Here is a 24,488-nt window from a genome sequence, read left to right as displayed (position 1 = left end):
CTCGGTTAATGTTAATCCATGAGAAGTGATTGAGGGCGAATAAACAACACAGCGATCCATGGATAATCTGCAATACTGTTTTCGACTGAAGGTTGAATCGAGATAGCCGGTTTGAACTGTCGCTATCCCGACCGCGCTTCCAACCCGAGCCACCGTCAGTTCGCCCTAAGTCCAGTGACCTGACCGAATCGATGAAAAAGACTGTAAAGATTTTTGACAAATCCGATTCTTTTAGAAGCGCTCAACAGCACCTCAAGCCAAAAAAACGCATTCTCTTTATTGCCGAGGCTGTGACGCTCGCCCACGTCGCCCGTCCCTATGTTCTCGCCAGCAGCTTGGATTCTGGGGACTATGATGTTCACTTCGCCTGCGACGGCCGCTTTGATGCTCTTTTCTCAGATTCTAAGCTTGCCAAGGTGTCTATACGGTCAATTTCTCCCCCCGACTTTCTCGATGCACTTGCCAAAGGTAAACCGGTTTACGATACACCTACGCTACGGCAATATGTTAAAGACGATCTAAGGCTCATCGAGCACGTCAACCCCGATCTTATCGTCGGCGATTTTCGTCTTTCACTGACTGTAAGCGCCCGCCTCGCAAAAGTCCCTTACGCCAACATAACCAATATTTATTGGAGCCCCTACGCAGTCCAGACATACCCTGTGCCCGAGCATGTTATGGTGCGCCTGCTCGGTCCAGCGCTCGCTCAACCCCTTTTCGATTTTATGCGGCCGCTCGTATTCGCCTCCCACACCTTACCTCTCAATCGGATTCGAAAGGAGTTCGGGCTAACATCGCTCGGATCGGATCTCCGAGTGACGTACACAGACGGGGATTATGTTCTTTACGCGGATATACCTGGGCTAGTCAAAACGACCGAACTACCGCCCAACCACTACTATCTCGGACCTATCCTATGGTCGCCCGAGACCTTTAAACCCGATTGGTGGTCACGGCTAGAAAGACACCAACCCATAATTTACCTGACGCTCGGAAGCTCCGGCGAAACTCGCCGATTGCCGGAGCTCGTTGCGGAGCTCTCGAGCCTACCGGTAACGCTGCTTGTCGCGACGGCAGGCCGGTTTCAGCTGAAGAATCTACCACCTAATGTATTGTGCAGCGATTACTTACCCGGCGACGACGCAGCAGCGATTGCCGATTTGGTGATCTGTAACGGCGGAAGCCCGACAACCAATCAGGCATTGAGCGCAGGCGTCCCGATACTCGGCATATGCGCGAACCTAGATCAATACCTTAACATGCAGGCGGTGCAACAAAATGGAGCAGGACGCCTATTGCGTGCGGGAACGATCTCCGGCATCGAGATCGTCAAAGTGGTCAGAGAAATACTGACAAATCTATCGTACAAAACAGCAGCAGAGAAACTCGGACGGGCATACCGAGAATACGATGCCTCTGCTAGATTCGCCGCCTTTACGGACGAGCTGCTGAGATAATTTTCCAACCTTGCTATCGCGACCTTGTAAATTTGCCGCGTAGCGCTTCATGCCAACGGGGGTAATTCGCATGAAAACACGACCGATCGATTTCGTCTTATCCGGCCTTATCCTTACCTTGCTCTTCTCCGTAAGCCTTTTCTCCGTTGCCAAGCTGTTCGCGCCTCTGACCCGGGAATTGGCCCCCTATAACGTCCTCACCGATTTTTTTCTGTTTCTTCTGGCCTACGGCTTTTTGTCCGGTTTGACGGCTCGATTGATGCTGCGAATCAAGCCGTTCCAGCCCGGCTGCTATTCAATGGATGACCCGATCTTCACTTACTGGAAGCTGTTCACCGTAGTGTGCGAATTCGGCCGGGGCGCCTGCTTGCCGTTTTCGGTGGTATTCGCTAAGCCGCTGATTGCCGCCTGGTTCGGAGCAAAAATCGGCAAGGATATCGCGCTGGGAGGCCGATTAGTCGATCCCCAGCTCATCTCGATCGGCGACGAGGTTATTATCGGGCAAGATTCCGTGATCACGGCACACACGATAACCAGCGGCAAGCTAATCCTGGGCGAGGTCAGGATCGAAAACGGAGCTACCGTAGGGGTCAACGCAGTAATAATGTCCGGGACCGAAATAGGCGAAGGTTCAACGATCGCAGCCGGTTCAGTTGTGACACTGAATACAAAAATTCCGAAATACGAGCTTTGGGGAGGCATTCCTGCCAAAAAGATCAAAAACATCGATCCTTCACTATAACTCCAATTCCCTCATTGCCGTACTACAACGCCGGTACAGATTCGTCGGTGCCCGATAATCCTCTCCTGCATCTCTGCTATGAAGTAATCCGAAGAGCCGTAACCGTGACGAGGCTCATATGGATACTCAACTTGTTTGAGCCCTCTATCCTCGCCGACGCTACAACAAAGTGACAGACCTCCGATCAATAAACATCTACTCGGCTACGGGTTCGAGGCCAAGCGCCTGCGCATAGCCTCGGCATCCGAACGCTCCGCAAATTTGTCTTCCTTTTGCAGAATCTTGTCCAGGATTTTCGCTGCCTCTTGACGCTGTCCATCAGCACTTAATATTTGAGCCCGATGGAAGAGAAAAGAAACATTTTCCGGCTGCTTAGCCAAGGCCCGATCAATATTGGCCATAGCCCGTTTGGTGTCCTTGTTGCTCAACAGGGTCATTGCAAGCGTGTCCAGCACCTCCGGATCCTCGGGTGCTAAAGAATGCGCTTTTTCTGCATGCTTCAACGCTTCTGCGGGGTCAGTCTCACGCATGAGATAAGCAATATTGTTCAACAATAATGAATTATTGGGGTATTTTTCCGCCAACATTTTGAATTTGGCGACAGCATCCTGAGAGCGTTGCAACTTCATGTAAAGCTGTCCTAACTCAGCTAGGGATACTGTGTCATCGGGATGCTCTTCAACCCACTGTACCACTTCTTGAAGGGCCGCCTCCTTTTCCCCCGCCTGCCAGCGCGCGCGCGACAGCCGCAAAAGATTAATACTGGTTTTGTTAGCCGGTGCAAGCTCAAACAACCGCTGATATGCAGAAGCTGCTTCGGAATAGCGCCCTGCCAACTCGGCCAGTTCTGCTTCCACCAGAATGATCTCCGGAACATCTCCACCAAAACGTTTTTTCAGTTCCTTTACCCGTGTCTCGGCATCTTTGGTGCGTTTTTCCTGAATAGCCATACGGGCCAAGGCAATGCGCGCAGGGACAAAGGAAGGATCCTGAGCTTCAGTCTTTTCCAAAGCATCGCGTGCCATTTTTCGATCACCGAGACGGTCATAGGCCTGCGCCATAAGGAAATGCACTTCGGGTTTCTTATGCCCGAGACTCTCAAGGCTCTTCAGGCTCGACACGGCATCGGACCAGCGGCCGGTTGCTAGTTCGGCCTCGGCCAGCATGCCCAGAAGCTCCTTGCTTTTCGGATACGTCGACCGAACTTCCGATAAGAGTTCAAGTGTTTTCTTGGGATTCTTAGCTTTGAGATAGTGGCGTCCAAGGTACAGTCGCGGCAGCAGCGCCTTTGGATCGCGTTTGACCGCTTCCTCCAGAGCCGCGGCCATGGCCTCGATGTTTCCTTGGGTTGCTTCCAGTTTAGCCAGATTCGTTAACACACCCACATCATCCGGATGATGTTTCAACGCTTGCCGGAAATATCGCCTCGCCTTTTCGAAATCTTTCTCTTGAACGGCGATTGCCGCCAGCGCATTGGTAGCCGGCACATTAGCCGGGTCCAATTCAATCGCGCGCCGCAGAGCGGCAGACGCCTTGTCGGTCTCTCGTCTGACCAGATGCACCAAACCCACCAGCGTATTTGCCCCTGTTGAATCAGAATGGCGACTGAGATATTCGGTCGCGACATCCAGCGCCTGATCGAGTTCCCCCTTGTGAAGGTGCAAGGTCACGACGCCGCGTACGGCACCCTCGAACTCCGGATCAAGCTCCAGCGCCTTTTTCAACTCGGTCATGGCGCCCTGAAGGTCGTCCTCCTGAACAAGCCCCCCGGCCAGGCGTGTACGTGCCTCGGCCGATTCCGGCTGCGCGGAGACGATCTGTTTCAGGTACTCAATACTTTCACCTTGCTTGCCTTGCGCCTTCAAAGCGTCCGACAGCAAATTCATCACCTGGACATCGTTTGGCGCTTGTTTCAGCGCCTCTCTGGCCAGCTTTTCGGCGCTGGCAGGATCGCTATTCTGTACTTCCAAGTGCACCAATAGAGACTGAGCCTTTACGTTGCTCGGATCATGGCTCAAATATTTTCTTAGATAATCTTCTGCCCGGGCTCTATTCCCCAGCAGGCCGTGAGCCGCGCCGCCGTAAAGCAAAGACGGGAAATGGGAAGAATCCACGGCCAAAGCCGCATCGAAAGCTTCCTGCGCCTCGGCGACGCGCTTTTGTTCGAAATTCAGCAGCCCCCTGGCGAAATGAAGTGCCGCAGAATCCTTAAGCCGTTTGCCGACTTCGTCGAGATCCGCCGCGGCCTCATCGTATTTTTTTAAATGAATACGCGCTATGGCTCGGGCGACGAGAGCCGGGGCACGCAGAATGCGGTCCTCCGCCGCTTTGGAATACGCCTCCTCGGCGGCTTCAAAGTGACTCTCCTGGGTTTCGATGTAACCGAGAAGCTCCCAGGCCGGCCCGTATTTCAGGTCGGCGGCGAGCGCTTTGGAAATCCATTCCCGTGTCTCGGGAATTTGCCCCTGCCTCCCATGCAGACGAGCCATCGTCAGCAGCGCAGGGGCGAAATTAGGTACTGCGTCCAAGGCTTCACGCGCGAGCTTTTCAGATTCGGAGTTTTCTCCGCTGCGCAGCCATGCCTCGGCTTTGATCGCGAGCAGATTGCCTCGGAGCTCATTCGACGCGCTTTCAGGAATTTCAAGCACTTGGACATCGCCAAGCCGCCCTTGCTCGAGTAAGCTCGTCGCCAGCCAAGGCTCCAAGTCAACTTCACCGGCTCCCATTTCTCGGGCACGCAGCAATTCCTTTTCGGCGCCTGCCCAATCTCCAGCCTGTACGTAGGCACGCCCTAGTAACAGCCGAGCTTGCATGTTGTTCGGTTCGGATTGAAGGACGGTCTTCAGCTCGATAACCGCCAACCGCACATCGCCTTTTGCGAGCGCCTCGTCAGCCTGCTTCAGACGCTGTGCCGGAGAAATATCGCCGCAGGCAGACAACAGCAGCAAAATCGAAAAGACCGGGATTTTCAATCTTCGTCCGAGAGAAATAAGAGTCATGAAGCATCTCCAATGTTCGGTTTACAAATGACCTAGAGGCTAAAGACCTATTGGGAAAATGACTGAAATTATTAATCAGGCCCGTAAATACCCTCCTGGTATTTCGGGCCGCCTCCCAGGCCGGTACACGCCCGGCCTGGGCTCACGCGGCTTGTCGCCGCGCCGGGGCATCCCTGCCCCGGATTAACCCCAATCCGATTCGTCACATGATTGTAAGGCATCTTTTGGGCAATCGGAGCAATTAGGGCTCAAACAGCAATATTGAGAAAAGAGATTGGCGCCAAATCTCGCACGGAGCGTTCGCTGACTCAGCACAGAACTCTTCCGAAGTCGGAAGATGCTTCGTCCCGTTCAAGCACAATCCGAATGGTGGTGTTTAGTAGGCGGTAAACAAGAAAAGAAACCATTGAGAATGCAATCCCTTTATCGAATGCTTAGCCAGGCCGAAAGCCGAAAAAAGCCAGCATGTCCACAGACCGCAAGCACAAAAAAAAGCGGTTCTGCCGCAATGACAGAACCGCTTAACTTATCACCAGAGCCCAGCCGATAACGCCGGGCATTTACCGGTTGGTGTTATACTGCGACAACCCTGCCGTTCCGGCGAGAGAGTCCTGCCGCAACCAGGCCGATACCAAGCAGTCCCAGCGTCATGGGCTCAGGAATCGTTTCGACGCTATCCAAACGTAGATCCAGGTTTGCGGTTCTAGGAGCCGAGCCGCCAGCAACGTCATCACCGGTATTCAGTGCCACCTGTAGTGCACCAAGCTTAGCAAGATTTGCCGTACCGCCGGAGCCGCATTCGATGGCGACTACGCCATCTACATAGGGCGACGTTCCGGTAGATCCGCATAGAGAACCATCCATGAAGGCCGCAAAGGGAATGGTAGACACATGCGGAGAAGGTTCGCAACCGGGATCGACCGGACCGCTAGCGTCCACACAGGTAGCGGCCAGCGTAATTTTGGTCCATTCATCATCATCCGTGAAAGCTTCGATGCGGAAGAACCATCCGAGATCCGATTCGATCGTGGTTAATTGAAAGGCATGAATGGTGCCGCCCGAAGTTAAATCGAACCCGCCTAAACCTGTGGTATTAAGCGCGATATCCTGATCGTTGCCGTCCCACTGGACAATAGCTTCGCCTGTCACTCCCGATGCATTGCTGAACTTAAACTGCCCGCCGAATACCTCGGCAGCTGAGACCGCCGTAGCGCCGCCGCAACCAGTAATACAGTTTGCCCAAATGTCACGCTGACCGCCCAGCACAGTCGACAAGCCGGTGCCCGTGCTGCTAGCCACCCCGGTGCCGGGAAGAGTCGTGGAATCGCCGTTCCACGCCGCCCCGTTAGTATTATCAATAGCGGACTGATCTCCCTCACTAAAAAGATCGACCGTGCCGCCGTAAGCCGACGTACTCAGCGCAAACAGCAGGGGCGCGGCCGCGCCTACGATATGCTTCAAATAAATCTTCATGATATGTCGCTCCCAGATAGCATCAGAGTATTAAGTTAATGTTATGCCGAAGTCTGACTTAACAACGTCGGCCTAATCGCACCGACGTATCTGCGATTTTTGTGCCAAGGCATAAAGATTATTTATAATCAATCACCTATACGCAACGAGCAACGCCCACGTAACATTTTCCGCTAGAAGTGTAAAAATTACTGACAGATATAGTGATCTACCGACACAAAGCGCGACAGAAGGAATGCCTCAAGTCCAACAAACGGCTCTGTATTCACTATCAAGGCTTAAGACTCGGATGGACATCTCGCAGCGAGGAAACCTAGTGTCAATGTACTTTACGATATCGCCACCAGAAAGTGACGCGCGCCAGAACGCTTATCAGGGACCAATGCAACCAGCAATAAACGTTGGCCAAATCGGTCTCAGTCGGTATGGATAGTTCCACACGCGATCTGACCGCTCCCAAGAGTTTTGCCTTCTATTTTCTTCGGGCAACGACCACGCCATCTCGGGTCGGGTTGATGGACGCATCGAATTCCGGATCGTTGAAGATAAGTCGGTTATGTTCGCGGATAGCGTCGGTCCAGCCGGGAACGATGTCGACGGGGTTTTCGGCAGCAACACGGCCGTGCCACAAGACATTGTCCGCAATATAAAGCCCGCCTGGCCGGATACGCTCGCGGGCAAGGCGCCACACTTCGGGATAGTCGCCCTTGTCCACGTCGTTGTAGCAGATATCGAACTCGCCCTCGGTAGCCTGGAAGACGGTCTGGGCAAAGCCGGTTCGGAAATCGACGCGGTCCCACAGCCCGGCTTGGCTGAGAAAATGTTCCGCCTTGGAGAGATTGTTCGGATCGCCATCGCTACAGATCACCCGCCCGTCCGGCCCGACGGCCTCTGCGAACCAGTAGGCGGAATAACCGTAACCGCTGCCGAATTCGAAAATGCGCTTCGCTCCGATACTTTTGGCGAGGACCTTCAGAAACAATCCGACCAGACGCCCGACGATGGGAAAGTTCTGCTGACGAGCCAACTCTTCCATCTCCACGAGAACCGGGGTGTCGGCCGAACCGGCGAGAGTGGTCAAGTAACGTTCGATGTCCGGATGTACCGGCGTTAGCACGCTTGGATTGCTTGCCGTAGGATCATTGAGGTCGGTCATGCCGTAACTCCTTTAAACACGCTGAAGAGAGTCGCCGCCCCCTGGTGCAGTCCATTGTTTATTCGATCAGATCAGACTTACGCGTAGTTCCTGAGAGTAGACCCTTATTTTCGGAACCGGCACGGTCCGCTCTCCGTCAAGAGAAAGGACGAATGGGTCGTTTTCTCTTGACGGGAATACATCGCGTGGATGGGTTCATGACCGTCACCCTAGCGTAATTGCTTGTAGTAATTGATCAGACCGTTGGTGGAAGCGTCATGAGACGAAACCGCACTGTCGTCGGTCAGTTCCGAAAGAATGGTTCTCGCCAGCCGTTTGCCCAACTCGACCCCCATCTGATCGAAGGAGTTGATGTTCCAGATCGCGCCCTGAGTGAATATCTTGTGCTCGTACAAGGCGATCAGCGATCCCAGAGTTTCCGGGGTCAGTTTTCGATAAAGAATTGAATTGGATGGTTTGTTGCCGGGGAAAGTTTTCGCAGCAGCGAGTTCCGTCAGTTGCTCACCGGTAACGCCCCCTGCTTCGAGCTCGGCCGTCGCTTCCTCGGTGGTCTTGCCACGCATCAACGCCTCCGGTTGAGCGAGGAAATTCGAAATCAGTGTCTCATGGTGCCGGCCGAGACCGTGATGGCTTTGCGCCGCAGCAATAAAATCGCAAGGAACCAGCTTTCGGCTTTGATGGATCAACTGATAAAAGGCATGCTGTCCATTGGTGCCCGGTTGGCCGAAGATAATCGGGCCGGTGCTGTAGGCGATCAGATGGCCTTCGATATCCACCATCTTGCCGTTGCTTTCCATATCGACCTGCTGAAGATGGGCCGGCAAATCTTCCAGATATTGATCGTAGGGCAGAATGGCATATGATTCGGCGCCGAAAAAATTGGCGTACCAGATGCCGAGCAACCCCATGATCACCGGAATATTCCGCTCGAAGGGCTCCGTTCGGAAATGCTCGTCCACCTTGTGGGCGCCGGCCAACAGTGCTTCGAAAGCATCCATGCCGACGGCCAAGGCGATCGGCAGGCCGATGGCCGACCACAGCGAATACCGGCCGCCCACCCAGTCCCAGAATTCGAACATATTGGCGGTATCGATGCCGAATTCGGCCACTTTTTCGGCATTGGTGGAGACCGCCACGAAATGCTTCGCAATAGCGGCTTCATCGTTGATTTTGGCCAGAAACCATTCCCGCGCCGATCGGGCATTCGTCATGGTTTCCTGCGTGGTAAAGGTTTTGGATGAAACGCAGAACAGTGTGGTTTCGGGGTCGAGGTCCTTCAGGTTCTCGACAAGATCCGCTTCGTCCACATTGGATACGAAGCGAACGCGCAGCCGGGGCTGCATATAGGGCAACAGCGCCTTCACCACCATTTTCGGCCCCAAATCGGACCCGCCGATGCCGATGTTGACCACATCGGTGATGGCTTTGCCCGTACATCCCCGCCATTCACCGGAACGCACCAAGTCGCTGAACCGACGCATCTGCGTCAAAACCCGATTGACATCGGGCATGACATCCTTGCCGTCGACGAAAATCGGTCGGTTGGAGCGGTTGCGCAAGGCCACGTGCAATACGGCACGGTTTTCGGTGACATTGATCTTGTCGCCACGGAACATGGCGGCAATTTTTTCTTTCAATCCGGCTTGCCTGGCCAGATCGAGCAATAGCATCACGGTTTGTTCCGCGATTCGATTCTTAGAATAGTCAAACAGCAGGTCGTCAAGGCGCAGCGAAAAACGCTCGAAACGGTGAGGGTCTTCAGCGAACAGATCCCGCAGATGGAGATCGCTGATTTCACGGTAATGTCGATTGAGCGACTGCCAAGCCGGAAGGCAGGAAGATTGGGTCATCTACAAGATCCGAGTTCGTTATTTTCTCCCCAAAATGCTACTACAGGCAACGAAGTGAATAAATCATGAATAACGAAGATTGCCGGCATCGAGGCCGGCAATCTTTAGGATGACGAGCCTTAAGCTGCGAAATGAGGAAAAACGCAGCCCTTAAGTCTGTCTGCCGGCGTCAGGCAACGCCCTTGCCGTTAAAAAACGGACCGTAATGCTTATCGATGTTCGGAATGTGGTTGACGAGCCAGTCTTTGACGAACGTGGTCGTTTCCGGGGTAATGTCGAGCGCTCCGGCGTGGAATTTCTTCTGAACGTCGAGACAAGTCTGCACCAGCTCGTCATGCTTGGCTTTATGCGCAGCGTAATCCGGGTATCCGTGAGCCTGCATCAAATCTTCTTCGGTCTTGAAATGCATGGCTACATAATCGATCAGTGCATCGAGTTGACGCCCGACTGCCTGCCGATCACCCGATGCGACGGTATCGTGCAAGCCGTTCAACATGGCGAAAATTTCCTGATGTTGATGGTCGGCTTCACTGACGTTTGTTCCAAATGCTTCTTTAGTCCACTCTATTAGGGCCATCGGATTTGTCTCCTGAATATTGAATTTGTTCAGTGATCTGTATGCCGAATAGGCCGAAGAACTGTATAACGGCCGCGTAGACGTACTTTTGACTTAAGTCAAGTCTTGGCGATTTACTTTCCGTATCAGTCAACTGAAAATCTTCGAAGAATAACCACTCCGGTTATAATGACTGGAACAAAAGCCGTTCTCTTTTAACAAGATCCCGATGAGCAGCGAACCAAAACCTTGGGCAGGCCGCTTTACCGAAGCCACCGACGCCTTCGTAGAAGCTTTTACCGCATCCGTTGACTTCGACAAACGTCTGGCCCCGTACGATATTCGAGGCTCCATTGCCCACGCCTCGATGCTGAAACGGATCGGCGTCTTAAACGAAGAGGAATGCGAAACCATTACGGACGGATTGGAACAAATCCTTGCGGAAATCGAACGCGGCGAATTTTCCTGGTCTGTTAAGCTCGAAGACGTCCACATGAATATCGAGGCCCGCCTTACCGAGCGTATCGGCGAAGCGGGGAAGAAGCTGCACACCGGCCGATCCCGCAACGACCAGGTAGCCACGGACGTCCGACTGTATCTGCGCCACGAAATCGACCGGATCACCGGCGAAATCCTTCGGTTTCAGCAGGCCTTGCTCGATTTGGCGGAACGCGAAGCGGATACCATCATGCCGGGATTCACCCATCTCCAGGTGGCCCAGCCGGTAACCTTCGGCCATCATTTATTGGCTTGGTGCGAAATGTTGGCGAGAGATTACGAGCGCCTGCTCGACTGTCGAAAGCGCGTCAACGTCATGCCTTTGGGCGCGGCAGCCCTGGCCGGCACAACCTTTCCGCTTGATCGATTCTATACCGCCGAACTGCTCGGCTTCGACCGACCGGCTGCGAATTCTTTGGACGCGGTCAGCGATCGCGATTTCGCCATCGAATTCACGGCCTGTGCCAGCCTCATCATGATGCACTTGTCGCGATTCTCCGAAGAACTGATTCTATGGACATCGGCCCAGTTCGGTTTCATCGATTTGCCGGATGCCTTTTGCACCGGCTCATCCATCATGCCGCAGAAGAAAAACCCGGACGTACCGGAACTCGTCCGGGGCAAATCGGGGCGCGTCTTCGGACACCTCATGAGCCTGCTGATACTGATGAAAAGTCAGCCCTTGGCATACAATAAGGACAATCAGGAGGACAAGGAACCTCTGTTCGATACGGTGGACACCTTACGAAATTGCCTGCGGGCTTTTGCCGACATGATGCCCCACGTTCGACCGAATCGTGACGGCATGTACAAATCAGCGCAGAAGGGCTACGCAACGGCCACGGATTTGGCGGATTACCTGGTTCGGAAAGGGGTTCCGTTCCGAGATGCCCACGAGATCGTCGGCAAAGCCGTGCGCTTGGGCATCGAAACCGGACGCGATCTTTCCCAGTTGTCATTGACCGAATTGCAACAATTGTCTGTTACGATCGGACCCGATGTTTTCGAAATACTGACGCTGGAAGGTTCCGTCAGCGCACGCAAACACTTCGGCGGAACCGCTCCTGAACAGGTCAGGGCGGCCGTAAAGCGAGCTCGGCAGCGTCTCGAGGAGGTGGCTAAGACTTGATTACCGACGAGCGCGTCTCAACTCTCATCGACTTGATGCGCCACGGCGAGCCCGTGGGCGGAAGCCGTTACCGCGGACAGATGGACGATCCCCTAAGCGACAAGGGCTGGTCGCAGATGCGCGCAGCCGTCGGTCAGCATCACCCATGGGAGGTCATCGTCACCTCCCCTCTCGCCCGCTGCCAAGCCTTTGCCGAAGAAATGAGCGAGCGAAGCCGCATTCCACTGGAAATCGAACCGCGATTGAAGGAAATCGGTTTCGGTGTATGGCAAGGGAAGACGCGGGAGGAAATTACTCAGTACGATCCCGGCCTGATCCAGCGTTTTTATCGCGATCCGATGACCAATCGCCCGGACGATGCCGAGGGGCTCGCAGAATTCAGAAGCCGCATCGTTTCGGCTTGGAACGACATTCTGAACCGCCACGCCGGAAAGCATATTCTCATTATTTGCCACGCCGGCACCATTCGCATGGTGCTCGCCCATATTTTGGACATCCCTTTGTCGAACCTATTTCGAATCAAGGTCGCCACCGCAGGAATCACACGGATCGAATGCCTGGAGCAGGGAGAAGAGTTTCTGGGGCAACTGGTTTTTCACAGCGGTTCGCTGCACGCACTTTAACCTTTGAGGTTGTGAAAAACCCGTCGCGAGCGGCCCATATTCGCTATGAAAAGCGCAGCGTACAAAGGAGTACGTTGAGCATCGCAGAGGTAGAGGCGGGCCGCGCAGTAGGTTTTTTCACAATTTCGTCAGCTCACCGGCCGATCTTCGCTTAGCGCCATCCACCCCACGGCGATACGGTAAACAATCCAGATCGTATTGGCCGTAAGAATAACGTAGCCTACGAAAGCGAACAAAGTCAGCCCACCCACGATTCCCCACAGGATGCCGTACCAAAAGGTCCTGATTTGCCAACGGAAATGGGTCTCCAGCCAAGTCCCCGCCACGTCCGGCCATTTCACATAATTAATCACCGCTGCGACGATGTAGGTGATCCCAACCAAAAAAGACGCGGCCTGCAAGGCATAAATAACTTGGGTAAGCCGTTTCTCTTTGCTGAGATCTCTTGCATCTGATTCCGGGAACATTTTGCCCTGCATCTCAAACCTCCAGGTTCAGACCAATCGAGGCATTCATTTTTCGGTTAGACCTCAAGTACTCATCGAATGCTTGGAGCCGATCGATGGTGCCGATATCCATCCAAAAGCCCGCATACACTTCTCCGCTTACCAGCCCGTCCGCCATTGCTCGTCTCAGCAAGGGCGCCAGGGGAAACTTGCCGGGCGAGCAGCCCGCGAACAACTCGGGACGATAAACACCGACGCCGCTGAAGGTAAAGCGGCAATCCACGGAATCCAAAACCATCCCGTCATGCAAAGCGAAGTCGCCCCGCGGATGGTGAGACGGATTGGGGACCAGCACCAGATGAGCCAACCCGGACGGCTGGCTCCGCAACCGCCCGAAAGGATAATCGGTAGCGACGTCGCCATTGACCACCAAAAACGGATCCTCGCCCAATAGCGGCAATGCCCGGTAAATACCGCCACCGGTCTCGAGCGCCTCGCCTTCGGCAGAATAGGCTATCCTCGCCCCTAATGAGGCCCCGTGTCCCAAGTGGGCTTCGATCTGATCTCCGAGATAGGCGGTGTTGACGACGATATCGACGAACCCGCTCCGGACCAAAGATTCGATCGTATGCTCGATCAGTGGCCGACCGCCTGCCGTCAACAGCGGCTTCGGTGTCCGGTCGGTGAGGGGCCGCATCCGCTCGCCGCGCCCGGCCGCCAAAATCATGGCTTTCATGTCACCTTATCCAAAGTCATTCGGGGCAAGACCCGATTTTCCAAAAAGTGCAGGAAGCCGGTAAGTTCCGGATATTGCTTACAGACCTCGATCACATAGCTCATGGTACGCGGGATATCCTTGAGATAGCCGGACTTGCCATCGCGCAACTTGAGCCGGGAAAAAATGCCGATCGCCTTGAGGTGACGCTGCATTCCCATGAGATCAAACCACCGCCGGAATAGGTCCGGACCGACCGAAGAGAGGAATCCGGCTTCGGCAAGGCGCGTGTAATGATCGATCACCCAAACCTCCACCATGGAAATCGGCCATGAAACATAACAATCCCGCAGCAGCGAGACCAGGTCATAGGTGATGGGACCGACGACCGCATCCTGAAAATCCAGAATGCCCGGATTGAGGCGTTCGGTGACCATGAGATTGCGGGAATGATAATCCCGATGCACGCAGACCCGGGGTTGTTCCAGCGCGGATGCGATCAGAAGCCGCTTCAGCTCATCGAAGACGACGGATTCCTCGGGATCCAGCGCCACCCCCAAAAGTTGGCCGAGGAACCAATCGCGGAACAAATCCAGCTCGACCCCGAGCAGGCGTTCGTCATACGGAGGCAATCCGGAAGTTTCGGGTTCCACGCCATACTGCAAGCGCAGCAGAGCGTCCAGAGCGTCTTCATAGAGACGATCAACGGATGCAGGGTTCAAGCAGTCCAGATACGATCGGGTTCCTAAATCGGTGAGCAACAAGAAACCCTGGTCTACATCGGCCGCGATCACCTCGGGCGCTTGAACGCCGGCACTTCGCAGGAGCGCGGCCACCCTGACGAAAGGGCGCACGTTCTCCTTGGGCGGCGGCGCATCCATCACAATGCGCGAAGCCCCATCGAAATAGGCGCGAAAATAACGACGAAAACTGGCATCGCTCGAGGCGGGCTCTATAGCCCTGACCCCAAGTTTGAGGGTTTTCGACAACCAGTCGGAAAGCGCCTCGAGCCGTTCATCTTTCTGTATTGTCATATTGACGGTCCCTGTGTCGAAAAGTACTCGAATAACGTGGATCTTACGGTAGAATGCGGCGATTGGACCGGATATTTCACCATAAAGAACAGCCTGAAGATAATGCCTTCCGCGATTCCGCCCCTGTCGCCACTCTTGCCGCTCCGTTCACAAGCTTAAATTGTGTGGCAGCCACTTTGCGACTCGCCTCTCAGTTATAAAGTACCTCAGCCGCAGCATGGTGTTTCTGATTCATCTCAATCGTGGTCGATGGGTGTTTATCCTGTGCCTTGGACTGAGCCCTTCCTATCTGCTGGGAGCCACGTCCGACTGGGATTGCCAGCGCAGCAAGGACGATAAGGAGTGGGTCTGTATCACCAAGAAATCCAAACCCGATACCGCCGCCACGACTCCTGACGAGCCAGAGATTGAAAAGGCCGGGCCGACACAGGAGAGGGAATCGGCACCCGCCACTGCCGAGCCGGAACCGGTCCGTCCACCGAAGACCCGAGAACCGGCGCTGGCCGCCAAGCCCGCGCGGTCTCAAAGAGACGCGGAGCAGAAACCTGTGGACCAACCCGTGCAGCCATTACCACCGAAATCGGTCGCGGCGGCCAAACCTCCCGGCTGGAACTGCCGCCCTGGCGAAACCGGCAAGGAGTGGGACTGCTCCTTAGTCGGCCCCGACCCCAAAGGTCTTCCCCACGTGGTCTCGGAAGAGAGCCAAAAGGTCGAAAATTGGGCGGAAACGACCACGATTACCGAGGAAGACGAACAGCGCTTCCGCAACTTGACCGCCTTACTGCCGGCCAATCCCTGGGCTCAAGCGTGCGCCGGCAAGTCCGAATCGGCGCCTATGACCGAATTTCTGCTGACTCCTCAAGACAGGCTGGCGCGTGAACAGCAACCGTTGGAAATTCGGTCCGACTATGCCGAAATGGTGGACGACGAAATCGCAACCTTTACCGGTTCGGCCGAACTGACACGTGCGGATCAAAAGCTGTGGGGGGATTTCGTCACCCACAATACCGTTTCAGAAACCTTGAACGCACAGGGCAATGTCATCTATCAAGAGAAAGGACTCACCTTCTCCAGCGATACCGGCTTCCTGGAGCTCGATACGAACCGTGGCGTTCTTCGTAACGCCCAGTTCATTTTGGAGACAATCCCGGCGCGAGGCACCTCGCGTTTAACTCATTTCGACAGCGATACTTTATCGCGCTACGAGAAATTCACCTACACCACTTGCCCGCCCGGCGACCAGGATTGGATGCTTCACGCCCGCAATGTAAAGATCAATAAGGAAACCGGCCGTGGATCGGCGAAACACGCTTGGCTGGAATTCAAAGGCGTACCCTTACTTTACACGCCGTACATGAGCTTCCCGGTCGACGACCGCCGGATGACCGGTTTCCTTACGCCCTCTTTCGGCAACACCAAGGTGGGGGGCTTCGACTTTACGGCGCCGTATTACTTCAATCTAGCGCCCAATTATGACGCCACCTTCACGCCACGACTCCTCACCAAGCGCGGCCTGCTGCTGCGCGGCGATTTCCGGTATCTGACCGAAATGACTCGGGGCCGCGTGCTGGCCGAGTACATGCCCCAAGATGATGTGCGAGGCGATAGCCGAGGCCAGGTCGGTTTCTTGAACGATACACGGTTCACCGAAAACTTGTATTCCCGCGTGGATGCGCACTATGTGTCCGACGATCGCTATCTGAACGAGTTGGGCAACACGCTGAATATCGTCGACCGGCGGCATATCCGCAGCTATGGCCAGCTGAATTACGTCGGTTCGAACTACAGCATTTCGACGCTGGCCGATTACTATCAAACGATCGACCCCACGATTCCCCCGGAAGGGAGACCGTATTACCGGCTTCCGCAGGTGAGTTTCAACTACGGGCAAGGGCTGGGCAATACCGGCTTAGTCTTCAACGGCTTTAGTGAGATCGCCAATTTCAATCACACCGGCGGCCGAGTCACCGGCCAACGGCTGAATGTAATACCGCGGATCTCGTACCCCTGGCGAACCGCCGCCGGTTTCGTCGTTCCGAGCCTGAGCTTGCAGCACACCCAATACTGGCTGCAGGATCAAACCCCCGGCCTCAATGACAGCCTGAGCCGAACCGCGCCGATCTTCTCCCTGGACAGCGGACTGTTCTTCGAGCGCGAATTCGAGCTGGCCGAAACGCCGCTGCTTCAGACTTTGGAGCCTCGACTCTTCTACCTTTACATTCCGGACAAGAACCAAGAAAACCTTCCCGTATTCGATACCGGCGAATATGACTTCACTTTTTATCAATTGTTTCGCGAGAACCGGTTTACCGGTGCCGATCGGCTAGGCGACGCCAATCAGGTCACGTTGGCGCTTACCTCCCGACTGATCGACCAGGTGTCTGGGATGGAGCGCCTCCGGGCCAGCATCGGTGAAATTTTCTATTTCGACGATCACGATGTGACGTTGCCCAATATCCCCGCAAAAACCGGGGACAAATCCAACTTCGTGGCCGAAGTCTATTCCAGATTGACCAATACCTGGTCACTTCGTACCGGCGGACAGTGGAATCCGGAGGGCGGCACGATCGACCGCGGCCAAGTGGCCCTGCAGTACGACGACCGAGACAATCATCTGCTCAACATCGCCTATCGGTTTCGCCGCGATCAAAACTTCGACTTCGTCCGCCTGGACCTGACCGATGTGTCTTTCCGATTGCCCTTCGCAAAAGGGTGGAATGCTATCGGCCGCTGGCAATACTCGCTGCTGGATCAGGTAACGCTGGAAAGCTTTTTGGGAATCGAGCGCGAAACCTGTTGCTGGCGTTTCAGTCTCATTGGACGGCATTACATCAACGACGTACGGACTGGCGTAAACGGCGGCAATGTCGCCAACAACGGGGTCTTCGTTCAGCTTGAGTTGAAAGGCTTGACCCGTTTCGGCGACCAGGTAGACCGGTTCTTGCAACGCAGCATCAGCGGTTACCGGCTTGAGAACGATTGATCGAATACGACCGACTATGTTCAAGATCTCATTTTTTCTTTCCAGAAGCACCCGGTTCGGCAGGGTCTTTTTTCTGTCGCTTTTCCTATTGCCGTCGGCGGTACTCGCCGATGGACCGATCGATCGCATCGTGGCCGTCGTAGAGGACGGCGTGATTCTGGAAAGCGAATTGCGGCAAAAAGTCGAATCCATCAAAGCCAGCCTACTGCAAAACAACACACAGCTTCCGCCTGACGAAATTTTGACCCGCCAAGTCCTCGAGCGCCTGATCGTCGACAAAATTCAAGTGCATTTGGCCGAAAAAGCAGGCATCCGCGTCGATGACGAAACCCTCAGGCAGGCGGTCCAGCAAATCGCTCAGCGCAACAACATGAGCCTGGAGGAATTTCGCCGCTCTTTGCGGCAAGAAGGGATCGACTACGCCGCATTCATCGAACAGATCCGCAACGAAATCACCGTCGGGCGTCTGAGAAGCAGTCAGGTCAACAGCCAGATCAAGGTCAGCGATCACGAAGTGCAACACTATCTGGAAACTCATGGAAAATCGGACGTCACGCGCGATAGCGAATATCTGCTGGGCCATATTCTGATCGCGACCCCTCAAGCGGCGTCGCCGTCCGAGGTGCAAAAGGCCAAAGAAAAAGCCGAGAGATTGGTCGACGAGCTCAGACAAGGCTTGGATTTCAAGCAAGCCGCCCTGAGCTCTTCCGATTCGCCGCAAGCCCTGAGCGGGGGTGATCTCGGCTGGCGCAAGTTGAGCCAGGTGCCGTCCCTATTTGCCGATTTGGTGCCCGCGATGAAGGAAGGCGGCATCGAGGGTCCTATTCGAAGCCCGAGCGGATTTCATATCATCAAACTGCTCGGAGTCAAAGGCGGCGAGGACGAGCGCATGACCAAAACTCACGTGCGTCACATCCTGATCAAGCCCAACGAAGTACTGTCCGACGAGGACGCCAAGCAAAAGCTATTGAATTTGAAAACGCGCATTGAAGGCGGCGAAGACTTTGCCACACTGGCGCGGGGCCACTCCGACGATAAAGGTTCGGCGATCAAGGGCGGCGATCTCGGCTTCGTCCAGCCGGGCGCCTTGGTTCCACCCTTCGAGGAAGCCATGAACCGGTTAGCGGTCAACCAGCTCAGCGATCCGGTGCAAACCCAATTCGGCTGGCATCTCCTTCAAGTTCTGGAACGGCAAGAGTCCAGCGACACCGACGAATTGTTGAAGAACAAAGCCCGCGAAGAAATCTTCAAACGTAAAGCGGAAGAGGAAACCGAGCTTTGGCTGCGCCGGATTCGCGACGAGGCCTATGTCGAAATTCGCTTGAACGAACCGGAAACGACTTCCTTCATGCCATCATTCCAATGATCACCAGAATACTGTTGACTACAGGAGAACCCGCCGGCATCGGCCCGGATTTGTGCGTGCAGATCGCGCAGCGGGAACTTGCCTGCGATCTCACGGTAATCGGCGATCCCCGGCTGTTGGCGGAACGAGCGCAGCGGCTGGGACTTAATCTCGAAATTCGAACGCCGGGCACCGACGAGGTCCAGCCGCACCGAGCCGGATCACTCAAAGTGTGGCCTACGGCCAACGCCGTCGACCGGGCTTGCGGACGATTGAATGCCGCCAATGCTCCCTATGTTCTCGAAACCATATCCAGCGGCGTTACCGCGTGCCTGGAAAGGCGCTTCGATGCCTTGGTCACCGCCCCCGTACACAAGGGAATCATCAACGAGGCCGGCGTCGCCTTCACCGGCCATACCGAGTTCATCGCGAACATCAGCGGAGGCCATCCGGTCATGATGCTCGCCGCACCGGGTCTTCGCGTCGCATTGGCAACGACACATTTGCCGCTGGCCGAAGTCAGCCGCAGCATCACGCGCGAACGGTTGTCCGCAGTACTCACCACCCTCGATCGGGACTTGATCGCCCGCTTCGGCGTTGCCGCACCGCGCATCCTCGTCTGCGGCCTCAACCCTCATGCCGGCGAGAGCGGTCATCTGGGGCGCGAGGAAATCGAGATTATCGAGCCCGTGCTGGAGTCGCTCAGACAACGAGGAATGAATGTGGTCGGCCCGCTGCCGGCGGACACTCTTTTTCTTCCGAAATATCTCGAGCGTGCCGACGCCGTACTCGCCATGTACCATGATCAGGGACTGCCGGTACTGAAATACGCGGGCTTCGGGCGCGCGGTGAACATCACATTGGGGCTACCCGTCATCCGCACATCGGTTGACCATGGCACGGCCTTGGATTTGGCCGGAACAGGAAAAGCCGATGCGGGAAGCTTGGCGGCCGCAATCGATGAGGCTATCGGCATGGCGTCCAGAATGCGTTGCAGACTCGGTGAGATGTCATGAATCACCAGCCCCGCAAGCGGTTTGGCCAGAATTTTCTGCGCGATAGTACCGTCGTGCGGAGTATCGTCCTCGGAATAGCCCCAGATCCCGAAGATCACCTCGTGGAGATCGGTCCCGGCCAAGGCGTCCTGACCGAAGCGTTGTTGCCGCTCTGCGGACGCTTGGACGCGATTGAAATCGACCGAGATTTGGCTGCCTCGCTGGAAACAAAATTTTCGGGTAACACCAAGTTCCGCCTGCATCGTGCAGATGCACTCAAATTCCGGTTCTGCGAGTTAAGCTCCGGAAAAAAGCTTCGCGTCGTCGGCAATTTGCCTTACAACATTTCTACGCCGCTGCTTTTTCATCTTTTCGCGCAGACGGAATGCATAGCGGACATGCACTTCATGCTGCAGAAGGAAGTCGTCGACAGGCTGTGCGCCGTTCCCGGCGACAAGAGTTATGGGCGGCTCGGCATCATGGCTCGATACTATTGTCGCGCGGACGGTCTTTTCGAGGTTCCTCCCGAGAGCTTCTTTCCTCGACCGCAAGTCATGTCCGCCGTCGTCCGTCTGGTACCGCACGAAACCAGGCCCGTGGATGTCGATCCGGGGCCTTTGGGGCAGGTCGTTGCCGCGGCCTTCTCGCAACGCCGCAAGACGCTCCGAAACGCTCTCAAGCACCTGTTTGAAGAGGGAGAAATCCAGGATCTCGGGATAGATCCACAGGCTCGGGCGGAAACGCTGGGCTTGGAGGCTTATGCTCGCTTGGCCCGCGCGCTTACAGGAAAAGCAGGATAAGGCGACCGATCGAAAACGGCCGCCGGCAACTCGGCGGCCGCGGAAATCGCTTGCCGCTCAGGTGATCACCGTCGGCCCGGACATGCCGGTTCGCGTTTTCACTTCAGAAAGACTCTCGGCCAACTCGATCAGGTCTTTGAGCGCCTCCTGCGGATCTTGGTTATGCTCCGCGGGATCGCGCTCATAACGCTCGATATAGATTCTTAAGGTTGCACCGTCCGTTCCCGTGCCCGACAGCCTGAATACGATCCGCGCCCCGTTTTCGAAGATGATCCGAATCCCTTGTTTTTCGCTGACACTTCCATCCACCGGATCATGGTAGCTGAAATCGTCCGCGACGCTGACTTGGTAAGGACCGAAAGTCTTCCCAACCAAACCGGGCAACTGTGCGCGGAGGCGAGATATGATCGAGTCGCCGATCTCCGCCGGCATGCCTTCGTAGTCATGGCGCGAATAATAGTCGCGACCGAACCGGCGCCAGTGCTCGCGGACGATTTCGGCTACCGACTGTTTGCGAACGGCGATCAGGTTGAGCCAGAACAGCACCGCCCATAAACCATCCTTCTCGCGGACGTGATCGGAGCTGGTCCCGAAACTTTCCTCTCCGCACAACGTGATCTTGCGAGCATCGAGTAAATTGCCGAAAAACTTCCAGCCGGTGGGCGTCTCGTAACACTCGATACCCATCGCATGTGCCACCCGATCGACCGCTTGACTGGTCGGCATCGAACGCGCCACACCTCGCAAGCCGTCCTTATAACCCGGAAGAAGATGCGCATTCGCCGCCAAGACGGCAAGGCTATCGCTCGGTGTAACGAAAAACTGGCTGCCCATGATCATGTTGCGATCGCCGTCGCCGTCGGACGCTGCGCCTAGCGTAGGAGACCGCGCCCCGAACATGAGGTCCGCCAGCTCCCGTGCATGGGTCAAATTGGGGTCGGGATGGCCGCCGCCGAAATCTTCCAAGGGAATCCCGTTCATCACGGAACCGATCGCGGCACCCAGCCTTTCCTCCAAAATACGCTTAGCGTACGGTCCGGTGACGGCATGCATCGCATCGTAGCTCAGGGTGATCGCTCCGGATTTCAGCCCCGATTCGATCAAACTGAAATCGAACAGATGCTCCATCAACTGAGCATAGTCGCTCACGGGATCGATGATCTGAACCGTCATGTCGCCCAGCCGTGTTTCGCCGATCTTGTCGATATCGATGTCGTCAGCACGGACGATCCTGTACTGATCGATGACTCGACTGCGCGCAAAGACCGCATCGGTAAAGCTCTCGGGCGCGGGCCCGCCGTTGGTTACATTGTATTTAATCCCGAAGTCTTCCTCCGGCCCGCCGGGATTGTGGCTGGCGGAAAGAACGAAACCGCCCAGCGCCTTGTGCTTGCGGATCACGCAGGATGCGGCCGGCGTCGACAGCAAGCCGCCCTGCCCGATCAACAACCGCCCCACGCCGTTGGCCGCAGACATTTTGACGATAGTCTGGATCGCCTGGCGGTTGAGATAGCGTCCGTCGCCGCCCAGGACCAGCGTTTTCCCGGCCGTATCGCCCAAGGTATCGAAAACCGATTGGACAAAATTCTCCAAATAGTTCTTTTGCAAGAAAACCTTCACCTTCTTGCGCAATCCAGAGGTTCCTGGCTTTTGATCGGAATACGGAGTTGTCTTTCGGGTTTCAATTGGCATGGCTAATATTTTCAAGATGGCTGAAATCGTCTATTTATTCTACTCAGTCCACTTAACAGTCGAGCAAATTTTTTTGGCGTAAGCTTTACGATACAAAAACCTAGGAGACAACACGTGAAACTGCGATCTGTTCTCGGCCTACTTCCGGCGCTGCTCTCACTGAACACGGAAGCAAGTATGAAAGACGACAGCATATGGCTGCTGGTCGAAACCGCACCGCATGTATTGAAGGTAATGGAAGGCGACCACGATTTGGAAGTTTTCGAAAGAATTGCACTCGGGCGCAGAGGCGTCGGCCTATTCAAAGAACGGGGAGACTACAAAACCCCGCTGGGTGAATATCATATCGGCTGGATCAACGAAAACAGCCGATACCATAAGTTTTTCGGCTTTACATATCCCAATCGGGAGAACGCTGAGCGTGCCTTTACGACGGGCTTAATCGGGCCGGATACCTATCGCACGATTTTGCGCACCAGCATCGGCGCGGCCATTCCCCCTCAAAACACAGTGCTCGGCGGACAAATCGGAATTCACGGTTTGGGGCGAGCCAGTCTCGCCGTTCACGAGTTTTTTGACTGGACTCAAGGATGCATAGCCATGACTAACGAGCAAATCGATAGACTCAGCACCTGGGTGAAAAAAGGCACCCTAGTGGTAATTCGGTAATTTGTGCCAAAATAATACTGGAAAGATTATCCATTCCGGGGCACACTTAAAATGTCACCCATTTGTTCTTCGGGACGGATGATCTCGCCAAGCATTTCAGTCAATAAAAAAGGAAAGAAACGATGATGAAAGCAACCAAATTGGGCGTATTACTGTTGTCTGCTGGTTTGACCGTAGGCTGCGCCAGCAAATCCGACCTCAACAACCTGCAGACTCAGGTTGACGGTTTGAAAGCGGAGGTTTCCTCTGTTAAGAGCACCGCCGACGAAGCGTTGTCTGCTGCTCAGGCTGCTGAATCGAAAGCTGCCAGCGCTGAATCTGCTGCTCGCAGAGCCGCTGCCTCTTCTGAGGAAGTGAACAGCAAATTGGATCGCATGTTCAGAAAATCGATGATGAAGTAATCTCGCGTCTCTCAAAGTCGCGAACAGTTTACGAGACCCCGGTCGACGCAAGTCGTCCGGGGTTTTTTATGGGCGAAAGAACGACATAAGCTGGTTTGACGAGCGGTTAGAGCGCCGAGACAAACGGGAACCTTACCAGCAGGCGGTATACGGAATGACGAGCTAAGAAGCCGGCACCTAACGGGGTTCAGTGCCCGAGAATGCTTCCTGCACCCAGGCACTGCGCCTTTCACGATCGAGAACTTCGGCGCGGGCGCGGATTAGAAGCACCGTGAAGTAATAGAGCTGAAACGCTGCGGCCATGAGCAGCAAAGGCAGCAGCATGCTGATATGAATGGAGGGCTTGTCGAATTTGGTTACCGTAGGCCCCTGATGAAGGGTACTCCACCATTCGACCGAGTAATGGATGATCGGAATATTGACCACCCCGACCAAAATCAAAACACCGCCCGCCCGAGCCGCCGAGCGCTGATCTTCGATCGCGGAAACCAGAGCGATATAGCCCAGATAGAGGAAGAGCAAAATCAGCTCGGATGTGAGCCTCGCATCCCATACCCACCAAGCACCCCACATTGGCTTGCCCCAGAGAGACCCCGTGGCCAGCGCAAGAAATGTAAAGGACGCGCCGAGGGCCGCCGAACTGCTCGCCATCACATCGGCCAGCTTGATATTCCAAATCAAGTAAATGGCACTAAGCACGGCCATAAAGACGTAAATAAAAAGAGACATCCACGCGCTAGGCACGTGCACGAACATAATTCGATAGCTTTCCCCCTGTTGATAATCAGGGGGAGCAACGAATAAGCCCAGGTATAGACCGGCCAATAACAACAGCGCCGTTATCAATCCTAGCCATGAAATCAAATATCCGGAAATGCGGTAAAAATGTTTCGGCGAAGCCAGTTTATGGAAGAACGTCCACATA

At 55.0% G+C, this 24,488-nt stretch carries 20 protein-coding genes; 10 read left to right on the top strand and 10 right to left on the bottom strand.

Translation table 11 applies throughout. The features are described from left to right. Window positions 1–191: 191 nt before the first annotated feature. Window positions 192–1,457, top strand: a complete 1,266-nt coding sequence (locus B2A78_RS14705) for a glycosyltransferase (RefSeq protein ID WP_077730758.1) — start codon at window positions 192–194, stop codon at window positions 1,455–1,457. A 70-nt stretch (window positions 1,458–1,527) separates the two neighbouring features. Further along, the gene (locus B2A78_RS14700) at window positions 1,528–2,199 is read left to right on the top strand and encodes a DapH/DapD/GlmU-related protein (RefSeq protein ID WP_168175439.1); all 672 of its coding nucleotides are present in this window, start codon (window positions 1,528–1,530) and stop codon (window positions 2,197–2,199) included. A 203-nt stretch (window positions 2,200–2,402) separates the two neighbouring features. Here the strand turns inward: B2A78_RS14700 and prsT are convergent, their stop codons facing one another. The 5 genes from prsT to B2A78_RS14675 all read right to left on the bottom strand — a co-directional run bounded on the left by prsT (window position 2,403) and on the right by B2A78_RS14675 (window position 10,254). Next, window positions 2,403–5,198 (bottom strand): XrtA/PEP-CTERM system TPR-repeat protein PrsT, encoded by a 2,796-nt coding sequence (gene prsT, locus B2A78_RS14695; protein WP_077730756.1) that lies wholly within the window; start codon window positions 5,196–5,198, stop codon window positions 2,403–2,405. 573 nt (window positions 5,199–5,771) lie between these two features. After that, window positions 5,772–6,671: a PEP-CTERM sorting domain-containing protein gene (locus B2A78_RS14690; RefSeq protein WP_077730755.1), complete on the bottom strand. Its 900-nt coding sequence runs from the start codon at window positions 6,669–6,671 to the stop codon at window positions 5,772–5,774. 472 nt (window positions 6,672–7,143) lie between these two features. Beyond that, window positions 7,144–7,827, bottom strand: coding sequence for an O-methyltransferase (locus B2A78_RS14685; protein WP_077730754.1), 684 nt, complete (start codon window positions 7,825–7,827; stop codon window positions 7,144–7,146). A gap of 209 nt (window positions 7,828–8,036) precedes the next feature. Continuing rightward, window positions 8,037–9,677 (bottom strand): glucose-6-phosphate isomerase, encoded by a 1,641-nt coding sequence (pgi, locus tag B2A78_RS14680; protein ID WP_077730753.1) that lies wholly within the window; start codon window positions 9,675–9,677, stop codon window positions 8,037–8,039. Window positions 9,678–9,846: 169 nt separating this feature from the next. Then, window positions 9,847–10,254, bottom strand: coding sequence for a bacteriohemerythrin (locus B2A78_RS14675; protein WP_077730752.1), 408 nt, complete (start codon window positions 10,252–10,254; stop codon window positions 9,847–9,849). A gap of 208 nt (window positions 10,255–10,462) precedes the next feature. Between B2A78_RS14675 and argH the strand changes: the two genes are divergently transcribed. Both argH and cobC read left to right on the top strand, forming a co-directional pair. After that, the gene (gene argH / locus B2A78_RS14670) at window positions 10,463–11,860 is read left to right on the top strand and encodes an argininosuccinate lyase (protein ID WP_077730751.1); all 1,398 of its coding nucleotides are present in this window, start codon (window positions 10,463–10,465) and stop codon (window positions 11,858–11,860) included. Next, entirely contained in the window at window positions 11,857–12,483 is a 627-nt protein-coding gene (gene cobC, locus B2A78_RS14665; protein ID WP_240502538.1) for an alpha-ribazole phosphatase family protein, read from the top strand. Before argH ends, cobC begins: the two co-directional genes overlap by 4 nt. 128 nt (window positions 12,484–12,611) lie before the next feature. Here cobC and B2A78_RS14660 read toward each other — a convergent pair whose 3' ends face one another. Genes B2A78_RS14660 through B2A78_RS14650 form a run of 3 tightly spaced genes read right to left on the bottom strand, consistent with a single transcriptional unit; the run spans window position 12,612 to window position 14,678 of the window. Next, window positions 12,612–12,962 (bottom strand): hypothetical protein, encoded by a 351-nt coding sequence (locus B2A78_RS14660; RefSeq protein ID WP_205780787.1) that lies wholly within the window; start codon window positions 12,960–12,962, stop codon window positions 12,612–12,614. A 1-nt stretch (window position 12,963) separates the two neighbouring features. Continuing rightward, window positions 12,964–13,665 (bottom strand): N-acetylmuramate alpha-1-phosphate uridylyltransferase MurU, encoded by a 702-nt coding sequence (gene murU / locus B2A78_RS14655; protein ID WP_077730750.1) that lies wholly within the window; start codon window positions 13,663–13,665, stop codon window positions 12,964–12,966. After that, the gene (locus tag B2A78_RS14650) at window positions 13,662–14,678 is read right to left on the bottom strand and encodes a phosphotransferase (protein ID WP_077730749.1); all 1,017 of its coding nucleotides are present in this window, start codon (window positions 14,676–14,678) and stop codon (window positions 13,662–13,664) included. The genes murU and B2A78_RS14650 overlap by 4 nt, the downstream gene beginning before the upstream one ends. A 217-nt stretch (window positions 14,679–14,895) precedes the next feature. Between B2A78_RS14650 and lptD the strand changes: the two genes are divergently transcribed. The 4 genes from lptD to rsmA are packed head-to-tail and all read left to right on the top strand — an operon-like array spanning window position 14,896 to window position 20,801. Further along, window positions 14,896–17,661 carry an LPS assembly protein LptD gene (gene lptD, locus B2A78_RS14645; RefSeq protein WP_077730748.1) on the top strand — a complete coding sequence of 922 codons (2,766 nt, stop codon included), beginning with the start codon at window positions 14,896–14,898 and terminating at the stop codon, window positions 17,659–17,661. 16 nt (window positions 17,662–17,677) lie between these two features. After that, window positions 17,678–19,027: a peptidylprolyl isomerase gene (locus B2A78_RS14640; RefSeq protein WP_077730747.1), complete on the top strand. Its 1,350-nt coding sequence runs from the start codon at window positions 17,678–17,680 to the stop codon at window positions 19,025–19,027. Beyond that, window positions 19,024–20,022, top strand: coding sequence for a 4-hydroxythreonine-4-phosphate dehydrogenase PdxA (pdxA, locus tag B2A78_RS14635; protein ID WP_077730746.1), 999 nt, complete (start codon window positions 19,024–19,026; stop codon window positions 20,020–20,022). The genes B2A78_RS14640 and pdxA overlap by 4 nt, the downstream gene beginning before the upstream one ends. Then, complete coding sequence (rsmA, locus tag B2A78_RS14630; RefSeq protein ID WP_077730745.1) at window positions 20,019–20,801, top strand: 16S rRNA (adenine(1518)-N(6)/adenine(1519)-N(6))-dimethyltransferase RsmA; 783 nt, start codon at window positions 20,019–20,021, stop codon at window positions 20,799–20,801. Before pdxA ends, rsmA begins: the two co-directional genes overlap by 4 nt. 57 nt (window positions 20,802–20,858) lie before the next feature. Here rsmA and B2A78_RS14625 read toward each other — a convergent pair whose 3' ends face one another. Then, complete coding sequence (locus B2A78_RS14625; RefSeq protein ID WP_077730744.1) at window positions 20,859–22,493, bottom strand: alpha-D-glucose phosphate-specific phosphoglucomutase; 1,635 nt, start codon at window positions 22,491–22,493, stop codon at window positions 20,859–20,861. 114 nt (window positions 22,494–22,607) lie between these two features. Here B2A78_RS14625 and B2A78_RS14620 point away from each other — a divergent pair, with 114 nt between their 5' ends. Together B2A78_RS14620 and B2A78_RS14615 are read left to right on the top strand one after the other, a co-directional pair. Continuing rightward, window positions 22,608–23,162 (top strand): L,D-transpeptidase, encoded by a 555-nt coding sequence (locus B2A78_RS14620; protein WP_240502537.1) that lies wholly within the window; start codon window positions 22,608–22,610, stop codon window positions 23,160–23,162. Window positions 23,163–23,284: 122 nt separating this feature from the next. Then, window positions 23,285–23,563, top strand: a complete 279-nt coding sequence (locus B2A78_RS14615) for an Lpp/OprI family alanine-zipper lipoprotein (RefSeq protein WP_077730742.1) — start codon at window positions 23,285–23,287, stop codon at window positions 23,561–23,563. 177 nt (window positions 23,564–23,740) lie between these two features. Here the strand turns inward: B2A78_RS14615 and B2A78_RS14610 are convergent, their stop codons facing one another. Continuing rightward, the gene (locus B2A78_RS14610) at window positions 23,741–24,487 is read right to left on the bottom strand and encodes a heme ABC transporter permease (protein WP_077730741.1); all 747 of its coding nucleotides are present in this window, start codon (window positions 24,485–24,487) and stop codon (window positions 23,741–23,743) included. Between the last annotated feature and the right edge of the window lies 1 nt (window position 24,488).

It is taken from the genome of Methylocaldum sp. 14B, assembly GCF_002005105.1.
GTDB lineage: Bacteria > Pseudomonadota > Gammaproteobacteria > Methylococcales > Methylococcaceae > Methylocaldum.
The sequence above is the reverse complement of the archived record's forward strand: the minus strand, read 5'-3'. Positions and strand labels throughout refer to the sequence as shown.

Bases quoted from the DNA above. Each gene is read 5' to 3' on its own strand.
- B2A78_RS14705 (WP_077730758.1), top strand. From the start codon at position 192: ATGAAAAAGACTGTAAAGATTTTTGACAAATCCGATTCTTTTAGAAGC.
- B2A78_RS14700 (WP_168175439.1), top strand. From the start codon at position 1,528: ATGAAAACACGACCGATCGATTTCGTCTTATCCGGCCTTATCCTTACC.
- prsT (WP_077730756.1), bottom strand. From the start codon at position 5,198: ATGACTCTTATTTCTCTCGGACGAAGATTGAAAATCCCGGTCTTTTCG.
- B2A78_RS14690 (WP_077730755.1), bottom strand. From the start codon at position 6,671: ATGAAGATTTATTTGAAGCATATCGTAGGCGCGGCCGCGCCCCTGCTG.
- B2A78_RS14685 (WP_077730754.1), bottom strand. From the start codon at position 7,827: ATGACCGACCTCAATGATCCTACGGCAAGCAATCCAAGCGTGCTAACG.
- pgi (WP_077730753.1), bottom strand. From the start codon at position 9,677: ATGACCCAATCTTCCTGCCTTCCGGCTTGGCAGTCGCTCAATCGACAT.
- B2A78_RS14675 (WP_077730752.1), bottom strand. From the start codon at position 10,254: ATGGCCCTAATAGAGTGGACTAAAGAAGCATTTGGAACAAACGTCAGT.
- argH (WP_077730751.1), top strand. From the start codon at position 10,463: ATGAGCAGCGAACCAAAACCTTGGGCAGGCCGCTTTACCGAAGCCACC.
- B2A78_RS14660 (WP_205780787.1), bottom strand. From the start codon at position 12,962: ATGCAGGGCAAAATGTTCCCGGAATCAGATGCAAGAGATCTCAGCAAA.
- murU (WP_077730750.1), bottom strand. From the start codon at position 13,665: ATGAAAGCCATGATTTTGGCGGCCGGGCGCGGCGAGCGGATGCGGCCC.
- B2A78_RS14650 (WP_077730749.1), bottom strand. From the start codon at position 14,678: ATGACAATACAGAAAGATGAACGGCTCGAGGCGCTTTCCGACTGGTTG.
- lptD (WP_077730748.1), top strand. From the start codon at position 14,896: ATGGTGTTTCTGATTCATCTCAATCGTGGTCGATGGGTGTTTATCCTG.
- B2A78_RS14640 (WP_077730747.1), top strand. From the start codon at position 17,678: ATGTTCAAGATCTCATTTTTTCTTTCCAGAAGCACCCGGTTCGGCAGG.
- pdxA (WP_077730746.1), top strand. From the start codon at position 19,024: ATGATCACCAGAATACTGTTGACTACAGGAGAACCCGCCGGCATCGGC.
- rsmA (WP_077730745.1), top strand. From the start codon at position 20,019: ATGAATCACCAGCCCCGCAAGCGGTTTGGCCAGAATTTTCTGCGCGAT.
- B2A78_RS14625 (WP_077730744.1), bottom strand. From the start codon at position 22,493: ATGCCAATTGAAACCCGAAAGACAACTCCGTATTCCGATCAAAAGCCA.
- B2A78_RS14615 (WP_077730742.1), top strand. From the start codon at position 23,285: ATGATGAAAGCAACCAAATTGGGCGTATTACTGTTGTCTGCTGGTTTG.
- B2A78_RS14610 (WP_077730741.1), bottom strand. From the start codon at position 24,487: ATGTGGACGTTCTTCCATAAACTGGCTTCGCCGAAACATTTTTACCGC.